The sequence below is a fragment of the Pseudomonas cerasi genome (assembly GCF_900074915.1).
Taxonomy (GTDB): Bacteria; Pseudomonadota; Gammaproteobacteria; order Pseudomonadales; family Pseudomonadaceae; genus Aquipseudomonas; species Aquipseudomonas cerasi.
Genome location: NZ_LT222319.1, coordinates 3194100 through 3209384, shown reverse-complemented (window position 1 = coordinate 3209384; position 15285 = coordinate 3194100). Strand labels below are relative to the sequence as shown.

Sequence of the window (15285 nt, the reverse complement as noted above, 5' to 3'; positions counted from 1 at the left end):
CGTTATATGGTATGACTATTTGACCGGTTTCGGACGCATTCGCGTTCTCGACCGCCACCTCGCTGAACGTTGTAGCTATTCAATAAAAATAAGGAGCTAGCTATGTTGAGTCGTCACGGGATTCGTTCCCTGTGCTGTGTCGCCGTCACTACCGCCATTCTGGGCATGAGTGGCATCACCTCCGCTGCCGAAGAAGTCAAAATCGGCTTTCTGGTCAAGCAGGCTGAAGAACCGTGGTTCCAGGCCGAATGGGCGGGTGCCGAAAAAGCCGGCAAGGAGCATGGCTTTACCGTCATCAAGATTGCCGTGCCAGATGGTGAAAAGACCCTGACCGCTATCGATAACCTCGCCGCCAACGGTGCCAAGGGCTTCGTGATCTGCCCGCCTGACGTGTCGCTCGGCCCTGCGATTGTGGCCAAGGCCAAAGCGCTGGGATTGAAAGTCATGGCCGTGGATGATCGCTTTGTCGACGCCAAGGGTAACTTCATGGAGGACGTGCCTTACCTGGGCATGGCTGCCTTTGAAGTAGGTCAGAAGCAGGGCGTCGAAATGGCCAAGGAAGCGAAAAATCGCAAGTGGGACGAGGATGGCTGGAAAGGCACCTACGCGATCATCAACACTTATAACGAGCTGGATACCGGCAAGAAACGCACGGATGGTTCGGTGAAGTCACTTGAGGAAGCCGGCCTGCCGAAGGACCATATTGTCTTCACCGCACAGAAAACCCTAGATGTGCCAGGCAGCATGGACGCCACCAACTCGGCGCTGCCAAAACTTCCAGGCGATGCCAAAAGGCTGATCATCGGCGGTATGAACGACAACACCGTATTGGGTGGGGTACGTGCGACTTCTACCAATGGCTTTGAAGCGGATAACGTGATCGGGATCGGTATCAACGGCACCGATGCGATCGACGAACTTAAGAAGAAAAAAAGCGGCTTCTTTGGCTCTATGTTGCCGAACCCTGGCAAAGAGGGTTATGACACTGCGTTGCATGTTTACGAGTGGACCACCAAGGGCACAGAACCACCCAAGTACACCGCTCTGGACGACGTGACACTGATCAAGCGCACCAACTTCCAGGAAATACTGACCGAGCGTGGTCTGTGGAAGTGAGCTGAACGAGGGGCCTGATGTTCAGGCCCCTCACACGTGCGAGGAGATTGGTTAATGCAACAGGCTATCGAGCAATACGCCGCAGGCGGTGCCTTGCGCTTCAACGGCATCGGCAAGGTCTTCCCCGGCGTCAAGGCGCTTTCGGACATCAGTTTCGAAGCGCGCCCCGGCAGCGTCCATGCATTGATGGGTGAAAACGGTGCCGGTAAATCCACGCTGCTGAAAATTCTCGGCGGCTCTTATCAGCCCAACAGCGGCGCCTTGCAGATCGGCGAGCAGAGCTACCAGTTCAAGTCCACCGCCGAGAGCATCGCGGCTGGCGTGGCGGTGATTCACCAGGAGCTGCATCTGGTGCCGGAAATGACCGTTGCCGAGAACCTGCTGCTCGGGCACATGCCCAATCGCTTCGGTCTGATCAATCGCGGTGCGATGTACCGCCGGGCCAGCGAGCTGCTCAAGGGCCTGGCTGACGAGATAGACCCACGCACACGTCTGGGCGATCTTTCGCTGGGGCAGCGGCAATTGGTCGAGATCGCCAAGGCCATGTCGCGCAATGCCCACGTCATTGCCTTCGACGAGCCCACCAGCAGCCTGTCGGCGCGCGAGATCGACCGACTGATGGCGATCATCGTGCGCCTGCGCGACGAGGGCCGAGTGATTCTTTACGTGTCGCATCGCATGGAAGAAATCTTCCGTGTCTGTGATGCGGTGACGGTGTTCAAGGACGGCCGTTTTGTAAAAACCTTCGAACAGATGGCTGATCTTGATCACGACCGACTGGTGACCTGTATGGTCGGGCGCGATATCCAGAACATCTACAACTACCGTCCGCGTCAGCATCAGGGGCCAAGTCTGCGCGTCACCGGCCTGCTGGGGCCGGGCCTGCATGAGCCGGTCACCTTTGCCGTGCAGAAGGGCGAAGTGTTGGGCTTTTTCGGCCTGGTCGGCGCCGGGCGTACCGAGCTGTTCCGGCTGCTCTCGGGGCTTACCCGCAGCTCTGCAGGCAGCCTGCAACTGGACGGCAAACCGCTGACACACAAGTCACCGCGTGATGCCATCGAGGCCGGAATTCTGCTCTGCCCGGAGGACCGCAAGAAAGAAGGCATCGTGCCGCTGTCCAGCGTCGCGGAGAACATCAACATCGGTGCGCGCCCCCGGCACGTGAATCTCGGTTGCCTGATTCAGGGCAGTTGGGAGCGTGACAACGCACGCAGCCAGATCAAGTCGATGAACGTCAAGACGCCATCGCCCGAGCAGCAGATCATGTACCTCTCTGGCGGCAATCAACAGAAAGCGATTCTTGGTCGCTGGCTGTCGATGCCCATGAAAGTCCTGCTGCTGGACGAGCCGACTCGCGGGATCGACGTCGGGGCCAAGTCCGAGATTTACGAGATCATCCACAACCTGGCCGCAGACGGTATCGCGGTGATTGTGGTCTCCAGCGATCTGATGGAAGTGATGGGCATTTCAGACCGCATTCTGGTGATGAGCGAAGGCGCAATCACCGGTGAACTCAATCGCGACGAGGCTGACGAGTCGCGACTTCTGCAATTGGCTCTGCCTCGCACGCGCGGCTGACAATCGGTCCCTGACCATGAACAATAAAAAAGAGGTGCGTATGTCTACCGAATCCAGCCTGCAGGCTCCCCGTCAGGGCATGAACCTGCGTCGTTTCGCCGATGACTGGGTGATGCTCCTGGCTGCCGTGGGAATCTTCATTTTGTGTGCCGTGTTCATCGACAACTTCATGTCGCCGCTCAACATGCGGGGTCTGGGCCTGGCGATTTCCACAGTGGGCATCGCTGCCTGCACCATGCTCTTCTGCCTGGCGTCCGGGCACTTCGACCTTTCGGTCGGCTCGGTGCTGGCCTGTTCCGGTGTGATCGCCAGTATCGTCATCCGCGACACCGACAGTGTGTTTCTGGGCGTCTCGGCAGCTCTGGCGCTCGGACTGGTGGTGGGCCTGATCAACGGCATCGTGATTGCCAAGCTGCGCATCAACGCCCTGATCACGACCCTGGCAACGATGCAGATCGTGCGCGGCCTGGCGTACATTTTCTCCAACGGCAAGGCTGTAGGCGTTTCCAACGAGGATTTCTTCATCTTTGGCAATGGCCAGGTGTACGGCGTGCCGGTACCGATTCTGATCACCATCGCCTGCTTCATATTCTTCGGCTGGCTGCTCAATTACACCACTTACGGGCGCAACACCATGGCCATCGGCGGCAATCAGGAAGCTGCGCTGCTGGCAGGTGTACACGTAGACCGTACCAAAATCATCATCTTCGCCGTCCACGGCCTGGTCGGGGCACTGGCAGGCGTGGTGCTGGCCTCGCGCATGACCTCGGGTCAGCCGATGATCGGGCAGGGCTTCGAGCTGACGATCATTTCTGCCTGCGTACTGGGCGGGGTTTCGCTGAGCGGCGGCATCGGCATGATCCGGCATGTGATCGCCGGGGTGCTGATTCTGGCGATTATCGAAAATGCGATGAACCTCAAGAACATCGACACCTTCTACCAGTACGTGATTCGCGGCACGATCCTGTTGCTGGCGGTGATCATCGATCGGATGAAGCGGCGCTAAATTGTCCGGGCGCTGGTTCTCATGAATCAGCGTCCCTTTCATGCCGGATTCAGTCCCGTACTGCGCTTCATCAACCGCCCAAAGTGTAACTACCGCGGTAGTTGAAATAGCAAACCGCCCGTGCGTGCGGTCTGAATCCATTCTTTCCGCGTTTCAGCGAGAATGCGGCGCCAGCGCCGAGCTGCCCAGCCGGGTCAGTCCGTAAAGCGCTGCACCGACCGCCAGCATGATGCCTGCCCGCAGCCAGGTTTCCGGACCTTGCTGAGTGAGCAGCAACAGGCACGAAAGAATGCCCAGCAGCGGGATAACCCAGTGGACCTGAAAGTGCCCGGCGTCGACCTTGTCGCGCTTGAGTACCAGCACGGCGATGTTCACGCTGAGAAATACGAAGAGCAGTAACAGCACGACTGTTTCGGCGAGGATGGTCAGGGTGCTGGTGAAGGACAGGGCAATGGCCACCAGCGTGGTCGCCAGAATTGCCAGCCCCGGCGTGCGGCGCTTGGGCAGCACCGAACCCATCACTGCAGGTAACAGTCCTTCGCGGGCCATGCCGAAGGTCAGTCGGCTGGCCATGATCATGGTCAGCAGCGCGCCGTTGGCCACCGCAATCAGCGCAATGACCGCAAACCAGGGCGCAGGTATGCCGAGCCCCGAGGCACTCACTACGTCCATCAGTGGTGCTTGGGAATCCTTGAGTTGCTCGACCGGCAGGACCATCGCTGCGCCCACGCCAACCAGCATGTACACCGCGCCGGCAGCCAGCAGTGCACCGAATAGGGCGCGTGGATAGACCTTGCGCACATCCTTGATCTCTTCGGCAAGATTGGCCGAAGTTTCAAACCCTACGAACGAATAGAACGCCAGCAATGAGGCACCGAGAATCGCTGTGGCGGGGGATGCGCTGTCCAGTTCAAACACGCGTTGCGGCACGCCTTGCCCTTGACTGACGAACCACACTGCCGCAGCGATGACCATCAGCAAGCCGCTCAGCTCGATGACTGTCATGACCAGATTGGCTGAAAGCGATTCCTTGATACCGCGTGCGTTGAGCAGGCCGACGATGACCAGAAATGCTACACAGACCCACTGCGCAGGCCAGTCGAGCAGCGCCTGAAAGTAGTCGCCGGCAAACGCCACGGCCAGCCCGGCAGCGCTGGTAACGCCAGCCGCGACCATGGAGAAGCCGACCAGAAACGAGAGCAGCGGCTTGCCGAAGGCTTTTTCGGCGTACACCGCGGCACCGCCCGCACGCGGGTATTTGGTCACCAGTTCGGCGTAGGACGCTGCGGTCAGCAAGGCAAAGCACAGGGCAATCAGCAAGGGTGCCCAGATGGCTCCGCCGACGCGTCCGGCTATCGTGCCTGCCAATGCATAAACGCCAGCACCCAGCACGTCGCCGAGGATGAACAGGGTCAACATGGGAGCGGTGATCGCCCGGCGCAGTGATGAGGTGTCGGGAGTGGCCATGGTAGAAAATTCCTTTTCATTGACGCTACACAAGGCTAAAGGCCAAAGAGGGTAAGCGTTGGTCTGTTCATTGGCTCGTTCGAGCGTAGACCGTCAGCGACGCTGCTTTCTACAGTACGCAAGCAAGCGTCATTCAGGATCTGGCAGCGACAGCAATCGGTACAGGCATGAAAAAGTGATCCTGATAACGGAGGTAAATTCAAACCGATGGACATCAAGCCTGACCGGCGGCGGTTTCAGTTCCACAGCGCGCAATAAAGTGGAGCATTCGGTTTGCAGGCTGTCTCAACCTTGCACTTGAGCCGATCGACAGAGGATACGAAGGTGGGACATGACAGCCAGCAACAGTTCCGTTTGGTCTGGAAGACACTGCAAACGTTAAGGGCGGAGGTGCGTAACCTGCAGCTCAGTGAACTGGAGCGTGTTGAGCGTTTAAGGGGGCAGCAGACGGTAGACACCCGCGAAGCTATCCAGCAATCGTTCGTCGGGCTTGAACAGGCAATCGATGATATTGAGGCCACGCTGGCGACCATTGGCGAGGCGACCGGAGAGATCGGCAAGCTTTGATCGTCCCGCAGAGCGCCTGACTCCAGAGCCGTCTGATGGCGGCCCTGGAGTCGTTTGCGCAGAGGAAACTCAGATTTTCGGGCCAGTCCAGCGGGGCGCGTTTCTCAAATCTTCACGCTGCTGTTGATCCGGTGATTTATGCGTCTCGCCGTATTCCACATGCAACTCGCCATCCAGGCGGTTGCTCGATGAACCGTCCTCTTGTGGCGTCTCGTCGAAATGCTTCCATTCGGCACTCTGGAAACGAAACAGGCTGTCGTCTTCCGGTGCTTCGCGCTCCCTGTAGTGATGGATCGAATAGTGGGCGTACTCGACCTTGTCACCCCAGTCAGCCTGCAACAGGCCGTCAGCGGCCAGGTCGCGATACCAGTCATTTTCCTTTTCGGAGGCTTTCTGCTTTTTGTTGTGGTCCACGAAGTAGCCAATGACTCCGCCTACCACCGCAACCACCACCCCGACCAGAAAGAAAGGTCCGGCCAGGGCTGTGGCCGCTGCGCCTCCTGCACCCACCAGTGCGGCGGTGCCCAACACGCCGGCTGAAGCGCCGAACGCGCCGCCCGCAATTTGCAGACCGCCTGCGGCCTGAGCCAGTTTGTCACCGGATTTGACACCGTCCCTGATGGTAAACGCTCCCAGCACGATGTCGGCGAAACCGCCGGCCAGATCTGTCGCCGGACCGAGAACCTTGACCACCGAACCGGCAATCTTGCTGGCCATCCCCGGCTTCAACTTGGTCTCGCTGTCCAGTCGCTGAGAGATGCCTTGCATTGCGGTGCGTTCGCTTTCAGCGCTACCGGTCAGGTCACCGATAACGGCCATCCGCGTGTCATCAGGGATGTCCAGTGCGTTGCGGATCTCGTCGAGCCGTGCCGCAGAAAGACCGCTGGGGCTGACTTCAACCTTCGGCGGTTTCATGTCCTGCTTGCCCCAGATTTCCGGCACGGTCTTGTCCAGCCCGAGTAAATCAACCAGGCCGCCTTTGCCCATCAGGTCACCCACCTTGTCGGCCAGGCGCACAAAATGGCTGGCGCCACCGGCAAAGCTGAGGAAGTCCTTGGCGATGGCCAGGCGCTGGAGCGGTGTCTCGCCGAGCTTGCCGCCATTCCCGACCATTTGATAAATGGCCGAGAACAAAGACACGCCAGCCGCGACGGAGCCCATGACACCCTTGCTGTTCAGCGTGTTGAAAATCTCGCCCAGCTTGCCGCGATCGGCGACCGGAATATAAGGCTTGGACAGGGCAGTCTTTATGTCGGCCTCACTGACTTTGCCATTTTTCTGATAAGCATCGCCCACTTCCTTCAGCGCCTTGGCGATATCAGCAGGTTTGGCGTTGCCCACGACGCCTTCCTCGATGAATTTCTCGAACGTCGGCTGCAGGAAGCGCGGCATGTCCACCAGAAAGCCTTTGAGTTCTGCCTTGAGCAGGCCGAACAGATCCTTGGTGGCGAGGGCGTTGTTTTCGTCACTGATTTTCGAAGGGTCGGCCACCAGGTCATTGAGGTCGCTGGTCAATCCGTCGGCCTGGATGGACTGCGCTGCCTTGCTGGCGGCTTCGGGATCGACCAGTGCCAGTGAGGACAACGTGTCGCTCAGGTCCTTTTGTGCTTCCTGGCCGAGCCCCTGTTTCTGCAAGTCCTTGAGGTAAAGTACGTAGTCGGGGCTCGCGGTGAGGTCCAGCAGTTTTTGCTTGATCTCGTCCTTGTTGGGCACCTTGTTCACGGCATCGGTCAGCTTGCTCTGGTAGTCCTGCTGCACCGTAGGGTCGGAGAACAGCGTAGTCAGTTGCTCCTGCAGCTTGCCACCGTCAATGATGTCGTGCATGTCCGCCGAGCTCAGCTGAGTCTGCTTGCTGTCGAACTCTCGCCATGTGCCGCCGAATGCACCTTGTGCCTCCTCGTAGCCGGTCAGGCCGCGGCCATTGTCGTAGGCGGCCTGCGCTTCGATGGCCCGGACCAGCTTGGCGCGCGGATCGTCCTTGGGGATATCACCGTTTTTTACGCCTTCGCGGTATTGGTCGAGCAGCTCCTTGGTCGCCAGCTCACCCACATTCAGTTCTTCGGATTTTTCGTCATCCTTGTCAGCCTTCACACCGGTTTTCTGACCTAAGAGGTCAACTTCGGACGCACCGGGCAGGTTATGCCGACTGCGGGTTTCACTGATATTGCCGGTGCCCAGCTCATTCCATTTCTGCACCACGTCGTCATACAGCTGGGGGCTGGCGTCCTTGGAGACGATGAACTTGCCGTCGTCGTTCTCGAAGCGGATCAGCCCCGAACCCAGCTCGTCTGGCGAACCGATGGTGATGTCCTGGTTTTTCAGAAAATCGTTGGGGCCTGCCAACGTGTAGCCTTCTTCGCGGCTGCTGTTGATCTTGTCCCAAGCGTCCTTGAGCGTGGTGACCTTGTCGAACAGATCGGGTGTCAGTGCCTGGGTCACGACAATCACTTCGCCGCTCTGATTCTTGTAGCTGATCTGGCTGCCTTCCTGGCCGGGTATCCAGTTGAATTCGGTGATGTCGTTAAGGCTCGGTAAAGGCGTGTTGCCGTCGGCAAGGAGTTGTCCTTCATTGACCGCCTTTTCCAGCGCTGCGCGTTTTTCGGGGTCTGAAACGACGCTTTGCAGTCCCGTCAAAAACTTGAACAGGCCGGGATTGTCATCACGGGCGACCACCACTTTTTCGCCGTTGTGTTCATAGCGAATGGTGCCAGGGCCAGCCTCGTTCAGCGGGCCGACGGTGGTGCCGAACACGGGCGGCCAGACTTCATTGTCGCCCGCGCGACGGTAACCTTCCGACTCGCTTTTGCTCAGCCCCGTCAGCGAGTTGTAGGCATCCTTGGCGGCAGCATACAGTTCGGGGTTATCGCGCTCGGACACCACAACTTTGTTGCCATCGCGGTCAACATAGCGCATCACCCCCGGTCCGACCTCGTCGACCGGACCGACTTCTGCGAAATCGCCCAGTTTTGCGGGGATTTTTTCATCCGCGCCGGCCGCCCGATAGCCCTCCTGCTGGCTGCTGTTTATGCCGGAAAGGGATTTGAAGTCCGATGCGACCTGCTTGAACAGTTCCGGGTTGTCTTGTTGCGCCACCATGATCTTGCTGCCGTCGGCGGCCTCATAGCGAATCAGGCCCGGCCCCATTTCATCCGGTGCCCCGATGCGCAGGTAGCCACCCAGGTTCGATGGCGCCTCGGCACCCGCCGCAGCCGGCTTGTAGCCCTGCGTCACGCTGGTCTTGAAGCCGGCGAGCCTGGGCTGATCCGCTACCACTTGCTGGTAGAGCGCCGGGCTGGTGGACCGGTAAACCAGTACGTGATCACCTTTCTCTGTCACATAGCGAATCGTATCGGCGGCGACAGTGCCCGGCTTTTCTATGGACGCATAATCGCCCAGCGCAGGCGCTTTCTCGGTCGCGCTTGCCGGACGATAGGTGCTGCTGCGGTTGCTCGATTGCAGCACCTGATTGAAGCGGATATTCGCGTTACCACTGGGGGCAGGGCTGGGGGCGGGTGTCGGGCTGACCGTTGACGTCGACATGGCGGGTAACTCCTGGTGTGGACAGTAGATGCGATTGGCCGTTGAACAAGATGTACTTCAGCCGCTCGCTAAAATCGCCATGTGTTGCGCAGCAGCCTTGAAAGTCAGGCAATACACGTTGGCGACACTGAAGTTTCAAACACATTGCACAGGGCATGGTTAAAACGAGTGCACACTTCTATAGTTTGAACGGGTTCTCGTTTTACGAATGTCCGGTCAGTGAACTTACTGAGCAGACACTAACACTTGGCGGGCGATAAGGAAGATCAATGCCTGCGTTTTCACAACGTTTCACACGCCTGCCGAGTATCAGTTCGTACGCCTGGAGGCCACGCAGCACAGTATCTGTGGCGTGGCTGATACCTGAAAACTTAATCTCTCCAGAAATAAGACAGTAATAAATATCATTTTGATATCATTGTTAGTTAATTGTTTTAACGGGTTGTGAAAACGCAATTTCACAACTTTTCACAGCATCCGATAATTCGCCTTGCGTAGTATTGATCTGGCGGAACAGTGAACGCATTGCTTGCTGGGATCATCAAGTAACAGTCCCGGGTTCACTGTTCGGTGATGGCATATTGCTCTGCCTCTCGGCAGTTGAAACTTCCCCCTCGAAGCAAGGAGAAACAACATGAGTGAGACTGCACCAGTAAGCTCCGGCAATTCGGACGCGGCAATCGAAAAGATGTCCGCTACCTTTGACATGGCTATCGAGAAATCGGCCAAGATCACTGAAATCTCCACTGCCAAGAAGGCAGAGCTGGACGCTACCAAGCAACGTCCTCAGAACTGATGTCGTGGTGTGGGCGGCGGCGCTGCCGCCCACACTCGCTTCTTGCACGATTTGCACCACGTCTTTCGATCGACAGCTTTACCCGGCTCTGACGTGCCGTTTCCGGTAGATCACACTGTGGTGACTCGATCATGACAGCCCTGATTTCATTGAGCGCAACGCCAGACGCTGCCGAGCAGAATAATGGCGTGGCATTGCTCGAAATTCTCCACGGCTTGCACCAGGGCGTTGCTCTGACGCTCGACAGGCCGCTCTATACAATCGGCAGTGCCGCCACGGCTGACCTTGTGCTGGGCGATGCCGGTATCGCTGCGCAGCATGCGCGCCTGCGGTTTTCCGAAGAACTCGTTGCCATTGAAGCGATGGGCGGCGACGTAACCGCAATGGATGCGCTCGGCAAGAGTCTGCTTATCCCCGAGGGGCATGGGCAGCGACTCGGGTTGCCCGTCGAACTGACGCTTGGACAAAGCCGTCTGCGCTTGCGCAGTACTCGACCTGCAAAAGCCTCGTCCGTTGAGCCGCGTAAACTGCACGCATTCAAGTTGCCCGTGTTGGGCGCGCTGTTGCTGCTGGTGACATGCGCCACTGCATTTGCGTTTCGTGCGCCGCCAGAGGCTGTGTCGCATCGCGGTGCCGTCGGTATGCCTGCAGCGCCTGTCAATGTATCTGCGCCGACGCTGGCCGAAGCCCGGACCTGGCTGGATCAAGCACTGCGCGACGCCAGGCTTGGTCAATTGCGCGTCCACGAGCAGGATGGTCAGCTGAGTGTGGCAGGCAGCTATCCCGCCGATCTTAAAAGCAGCTGGTTAAAGGTTCAGCGCGGTTTCGACAGCCGCTTTGGTCAGCGCATCGTCCTGACCCCCAATGTTCAGGTGAGCGCGGCGGTTGCGACACCACGTGTGCGCCTGCAAGCCGTCTGGTTCGGACGCAATCCGTATGTCATCGACGAGCATGGCAAGCGCGTCTATCCCGGCGCGATACTGGCGGACGACTGGATGCTGGAAAGTATCGAAGGTGATCAGGTACGTCTGGTGCGTGGTCAGGAACGGTTTGCCTTCACATTATGAAAGTCGACCTGCGACCCATCACCCCGACTTCTCCAGAGTCCTTGCCAGCTGTCGAGCGCGTCGCGCCGACGCAGCCCAGACAAGGCACGCGATTCGAAGCGCTGCTGGATCAACGCGAGCGCAAGGTCCGTCGCTCACTGCGTGGCGAGCTTGAACAGACCGAGCAGGCCGCTGGTGTCGCCGCGCCATTGTTTGGCCCGGCGCGCTCGCTGCAAGTATTGCACTACGTGCTTGATGAAGTGCTGCCCGCGCTGGATGCAGAACCTGAAATCCGCGAGTTGGCTGAAGAGGTGATTCGAGAGGAAATCGAATTGCGTCTCTTGCTTGAACAGCAACGCGCCGAGGTGCAGCCATGAGTGCAGCCCAGGACCGCGAATGTGTCGAGTTGTTGACCGGGCTCGGTAATCTGTACCGCCGCAGCGGTCAGCCGCAGCGGGCACTGGTGATGTTGCTGATTGCCATCCAGCTGGCGCCGACCGACACCGCGCTATTGCACAGTCTGGCTCTGGCATTCACTGACAGTGGAGATGCTGACAGGGCCCTCGCTGCACTGGACCGTCTGGTCGAGCAGCAGGGCGAAAGTCCGTCCCTGCTTTTGTTGCGTAGCCGGGCACTATGGAAGGCCGGTCGCAGGGACGAAGCACGTCAGTGTTTCAGACGTTATCTGGATGCCCGGAGGGCCGCGCAATGACCCTCATGAACCGCCTCAACCGACTGGCCGAAATTGCCTCGAAACGCACCGATGTGATCATCGTAGCGTTCATGCTCATGGCCATCGCAATGATGATCATACCGCTGCCCACCTACCTGGTGGATGTGCTGATTGCTCTGAACATTGCGCTCAGCCTGTTGATTCTGATCGTCGCGTTTTACATCAATCATTCGGTGGAATTTTCGGCATTGCCACCGCTGATCCTGCTCAGCACCCTGTTTCGTCTTTCGCTGTCGATCACCACGACACGTCTGATCCTGCTGGATGGCAATGCCGGTCATATCGTCAAGGCGTTCGGCGACTTTGTGATCGCAGGTCAGGTCGTGGTCGGGCTGGTGGTGTTTCTGATCATTACCGTGGCGCAATTCGTGGTCATCACCAAAGGCGCCGAGCGGGTCGCCGAAGTCGCTGCACGGTTTACCCTCGATGCAATGCCGGGCAAGCAGATGAGCATCGACAACGATCTGCGCAACGGTGACATCGATCAGGCCGAAGCCAGGCGCCGTCGTTCGCGCCTGGAGCGGGAAAGCCAGATGTTCGGGGCCATGGACGGTGCCATGAAATTCGTCAAGGGCGATGCCATTGCCGGGCTGGTGATCCTGTTCGTCAATCTGCTGGGCGGCATGATGATCGGCATGGTTCAGCGGGGTATGCCATTCGCCGAGGCGGCGCATACTTATTCGCTGCTGACCGTCGGCGATGGTCTGATCGCGCAGATCCCGGCGTTGTTGATTTCGGTGGCTGCAGGCACCGTGGTCACGCGGGTCAACAGCGATGGCGAAGAGCGCGACCTGGGCACCGAAATCGTCAGGCAATTGGGGGCCAGCCATCGGGCGCTGGGGCTGACCGCATTGATTCTGCTTGGCGTCGGGCTGCTGCCCGGATTTCCCATGCCGGTATTCGTAGTGCTGGCGGCACTGCTTGGCGGCAGCGCATTTTTCCTCTGGCGTCGTCAGCATCGGGCCAGCCTTCCCACTGCACAGCTCGAGCAACCTGAGCAACTGTCGGCGACTGAACCCGAGCCGGTCGTCGTGCAGGAGGATGCCGAGCGTCCCCGCGACACCCAGGTACTGTTGAGTATCGGGGCAGGGTTGGCCGAGGCGGCACCCCTGCAGCCGTTGCGCCAGCGCATCGAAGCCATGTGTCACGACATTCGCACGGATCTGGGAGTCGAGGTGCCGGTGCCGGACGTCTATCTGGATCGCTCAATGGCGGCAGATCGCTTTCAGGTCGAGCTGGAGGGCGTACCGGTCTGCGAAGGTGAATTCAGTGCCACGTCGCTGCTGCTACAGGATGATCCGCTGCATGCACAACTTATCTCCGTGGAGCCCTTCGAAGCCCCTTCGCCGATCAGTTCGCGTCCCGGTCGTTGGGTAGATCGCGAGCATGCCGATCAGTTGCAGGAGGCGGGCATCGGCTTTCTGTTCGCCGACGAAATCCTGCGCGCCACGCTGGAGCGCACCTTGCGTCGCTATGCTGCAGATTTCCTGGGTATTCAGGAAACCCGCGTGATGCTGGAGCAGCTTGAAGGCAAGTACGCAGAACTGGTCAAGGAGGCGTTACGCATCCTGCCCCTGCAACGTATTGCCGAAGTATTGCGGTTGCTGGTTGCCGAAGGTGTGTCAATACGCAACCGCCGTGGATTGCTGGAGGCGATGGTGGAGTGGGGCGGTCGCGAAGCCGACGCTGGGCGTCTGACTGAACATCTGCGCGCAGCGCTGGCGCGTCAGGTCAGCCACCAGTATGCCGATCGCAACCGGGTGATCAGCGCATTTGTGCTGGCCCCTGCCCTCGAAGAAAAATTGCGTACCGCGTTGGGCCGCCAGGACAGAAATCGTGACGCGCTGCCCGATGACATTGGGCGGACCGTACTTGGACAATTGCGGCGCCTGTGCGCTGTGCTGCCCGAAGATGAGTCGACGGTATTGCTGGTACACCCCGAGCTGCGTCGCGGCCTGCGCCGCATCATCCTGCGTGGCGAGCTGCAGTTGCCTGTGCTGTCGTATCGCGAGCTGGCCAGCGAATACAACCTTCAAGCGGTCGGCACTGTCAGCCTGACCGATATCACTGCGCGCCCGGCCCCCAAGGCTGACGCGGCCACCTCTCTGGCGACTGCCTCATGATCCGTTCCGCTTCTGTAATTCGTCTGTTGTTTCTGGCGCTCAGTGCCTTGCTCATCGCTGGCGGTGCGAATGCCGAAACCATCGCCAAAGGCGCCAAGGGCACCGTTGATCTGGCGATTGGCGAAGGCCGGGTTCTGCATTTCTCGGCACCGGTGGACTCGGTCATGGTCGCAGAGCCAGGCATTGCCGACCTGCAGGTGGTATCGCCCGGTGTGATTTACGTGTTCGGCAAAACAGCCGGGCAGACCAGCCTGATCGCGCTGGACAGCGAGGGTCGGGAAACCGCGACCCTGAGCCTCGCCGTGAGCAGCGGCACAGCAGCGGTGAGCCGCCCGCTCAAGGCGCTTCACCCGCAGAGTCAGGCGCGCATCAATGCCAGCGGCAGCCGTGTGATCGCCAGCGGCGCCGTCCAGGATGTCGGTGAAGCGACCGACCTGAATGCCTTGCTGAGCACCGAGGGCCAGAACTTTCAGTCGACGGTCAACAGCGCCACTTACGCAGGCTCGGCACAGGTCAACATCCGTGTACGTTTCGCTGAAGTTTCACGCTCCGAACTGCTGCGCTATGGGGTGAACTGGAATGCGCTGTTCAATAACGGCACCTTTTCGTTTGGCCTGCTGACCGGTGGCAGCCTGGCTGCCGATGCCGCAAGCGGCGCGTCAAACGTCATCAGCGCCGGGCTCACCTCGGGTAACGTCAACATCGATGCGATGCTTGAGGCGTTGCAAAACAATGGTGTGCTTGAGGTGCTGGCAGAGCCGAACATCACGGCGATGACCGGGCAGACGGCGAGCTTTCTGGCGGGGGGTGAAGTGGCTGTACCGGTGCCCGTCAACCGTGAAGTGGTCGGTATCGAATACAAGCCTTACGGCGTCTCGCTGTTGTTCAGCCCGACGCTGCTGCCCAACGGCCGTATTGCCCTGCAAGTACGTCCTGAAGTCAGCAGCCTGATGAGCACCACCACGCTGGACGTCAATGGCTACCAGGTGCCTTCGTTCCGTGTGCGACGTGCCGACACCCGCGTGGAAGTCGGCAGCGGCCAGACATTCGCCATTGCCGGGCTGTTCCAGCGCGAGAGCAGTCAGGACATGGACAAGGTACCGATGCTTGGCGACATGCCGATTCTTGGCAGTCTGTTTCGCTCCAAACGCTTTCAGCGCAACGAGACCGAACTGGTGATTCTGATCACCCCTTATCTGGTCGAACCGGTCAAGGAGCGTGTGGCCGCCACCCCGTTGGACAAGCAGCGCGCAGCCAGCACCGCAGCGGCCGGACCGCGCAGTGGCGGCGCGTTCGGCTTTTACATGAACTGA

The 15285-nt window shown here is 59.3% G+C and carries 12 protein-coding genes; 10 read left to right on the top strand and 2 right to left on the bottom strand.

Annotation, left to right across the window (positions count from 1 at the left end; genetic code table 11):
* Positions 1-102: 102 nt before the first annotated feature.
* Genes PCPL58_RS16745 through araH form a run of 3 tightly spaced genes read left to right on the top strand, consistent with a single transcriptional unit; the run spans position 103 to position 3700 of the window.
* Entirely contained in the window at positions 103-1116 is a 1014-nt protein-coding gene (locus tag PCPL58_RS16745) for a substrate-binding domain-containing protein (protein ID WP_065349957.1), read from the top strand.
* A gap of 54 nt (positions 1117-1170) precedes the next feature.
* Positions 1171-2694, top strand: a complete 1524-nt coding sequence (araG, locus tag PCPL58_RS16740) for an L-arabinose ABC transporter ATP-binding protein AraG (protein ID WP_065349956.1) — start codon at positions 1171-1173, stop codon at positions 2692-2694.
* Between the two features lie 40 nt (positions 2695-2734).
* Positions 2735-3700, top strand: coding sequence for an L-arabinose ABC transporter permease AraH (araH, locus tag PCPL58_RS16735; protein ID WP_003369163.1), 966 nt, complete (start codon positions 2735-2737; stop codon positions 3698-3700).
* Positions 3701-3853: 153 nt separating this feature from the next.
* Here the strand turns inward: araH and PCPL58_RS16730 are convergent, their stop codons facing one another.
* A complete protein-coding gene (locus tag PCPL58_RS16730; RefSeq protein WP_065349955.1) occupies positions 3854-5167 on the bottom strand; it encodes an APC family permease in 1314 nt (437 codons plus the stop codon).
* Positions 5168-5491: 324 nt separating this feature from the next.
* Here PCPL58_RS16730 and PCPL58_RS16725 point away from each other — a divergent pair, with 324 nt between their 5' ends.
* Positions 5492-5734, top strand: coding sequence for a hypothetical protein (locus tag PCPL58_RS16725; RefSeq protein WP_042930737.1), 243 nt, complete (start codon positions 5492-5494; stop codon positions 5732-5734).
* 69 nt (positions 5735-5803) lie between these two features.
* Here PCPL58_RS16725 and PCPL58_RS16720 read toward each other — a convergent pair whose 3' ends face one another.
* Positions 5804-9274, bottom strand: a complete 3471-nt coding sequence (locus tag PCPL58_RS16720; protein ID WP_065349954.1) for a hypothetical protein — start codon at positions 9272-9274, stop codon at positions 5804-5806.
* Between the two features lie 634 nt (positions 9275-9908).
* On the opposite strand from PCPL58_RS16720, the gene PCPL58_RS31545 reads away from it, so the two are divergent.
* The 6 genes from PCPL58_RS31545 to PCPL58_RS16695 all read left to right on the top strand — a co-directional run bounded on the left by PCPL58_RS31545 (position 9909) and on the right by PCPL58_RS16695 (position 15285).
* A complete protein-coding gene (locus tag PCPL58_RS31545) occupies positions 9909-10070 on the top strand; it encodes a hypothetical protein (RefSeq protein ID WP_003369172.1) in 162 nt (53 codons plus the stop codon).
* Between the two features lie 131 nt (positions 10071-10201).
* Positions 10202-11137, top strand: coding sequence for a SctD/MshK family protein (locus tag PCPL58_RS16715; protein ID WP_065349953.1), 936 nt, complete (start codon positions 10202-10204; stop codon positions 11135-11137).
* Positions 11134-11493, top strand: coding sequence for a hypothetical protein (locus PCPL58_RS16710; RefSeq protein WP_003434228.1), 360 nt, complete (start codon positions 11134-11136; stop codon positions 11491-11493). Before PCPL58_RS16715 ends, PCPL58_RS16710 begins: the two co-directional genes overlap by 4 nt.
* Positions 11490-11828: a type III secretion apparatus assembly chaperone SctY gene (sctY, locus tag PCPL58_RS16705; RefSeq protein ID WP_003434227.1), complete on the top strand. Its 339-nt coding sequence runs from the start codon at positions 11490-11492 to the stop codon at positions 11826-11828. Before PCPL58_RS16710 ends, sctY begins: the two co-directional genes overlap by 4 nt.
* Positions 11825-13972, top strand: coding sequence for a type III secretion system export apparatus subunit SctV (gene sctV / locus PCPL58_RS16700; protein WP_065349952.1), 2148 nt, complete (start codon positions 11825-11827; stop codon positions 13970-13972). Before sctY ends, sctV begins: the two co-directional genes overlap by 4 nt.
* A complete protein-coding gene (locus PCPL58_RS16695) occupies positions 13969-15285 on the top strand; it encodes a type II and III secretion system protein family protein (protein ID WP_003369185.1) in 1317 nt (438 codons plus the stop codon). Before sctV ends, PCPL58_RS16695 begins: the two co-directional genes overlap by 4 nt.

Excerpts from the sequence above, each read along its gene's own strand:
- PCPL58_RS16745 (WP_065349957.1), top strand. The coding sequence starts at position 103 with ATGTTGAGTCGTCACGGGATTCGTTCCCTGTGCTGTGTCGCCGTCACT.
- PCPL58_RS16720 (WP_065349954.1), bottom strand. The coding sequence starts at position 9,274 with ATGTCGACGTCAACGGTCAGCCCGACACCCGCCCCCAGCCCTGCCCCC.
- araH (WP_003369163.1), top strand. The coding sequence starts at position 2,735 with ATGTCTACCGAATCCAGCCTGCAGGCTCCCCGTCAGGGCATGAACCTG.
- sctV (WP_065349952.1), top strand. The coding sequence starts at position 11,825 with ATGACCCTCATGAACCGCCTCAACCGACTGGCCGAAATTGCCTCGAAA.
- PCPL58_RS16695 (WP_003369185.1), top strand. The coding sequence starts at position 13,969 with ATGATCCGTTCCGCTTCTGTAATTCGTCTGTTGTTTCTGGCGCTCAGT.
- PCPL58_RS31545 (WP_003369172.1), top strand. The coding sequence starts at position 9,909 with ATGAGTGAGACTGCACCAGTAAGCTCCGGCAATTCGGACGCGGCAATC.
- PCPL58_RS16710 (WP_003434228.1), top strand. The coding sequence starts at position 11,134 with ATGAAAGTCGACCTGCGACCCATCACCCCGACTTCTCCAGAGTCCTTG.
- sctY (WP_003434227.1), top strand. The coding sequence starts at position 11,490 with ATGAGTGCAGCCCAGGACCGCGAATGTGTCGAGTTGTTGACCGGGCTC.
- PCPL58_RS16715 (WP_065349953.1), top strand. The coding sequence starts at position 10,202 with ATGACAGCCCTGATTTCATTGAGCGCAACGCCAGACGCTGCCGAGCAG.
- araG (WP_065349956.1), top strand. The coding sequence starts at position 1,171 with ATGCAACAGGCTATCGAGCAATACGCCGCAGGCGGTGCCTTGCGCTTC.
- PCPL58_RS16730 (WP_065349955.1), bottom strand. The coding sequence starts at position 5,167 with ATGGCCACTCCCGACACCTCATCACTGCGCCGGGCGATCACCGCTCCC.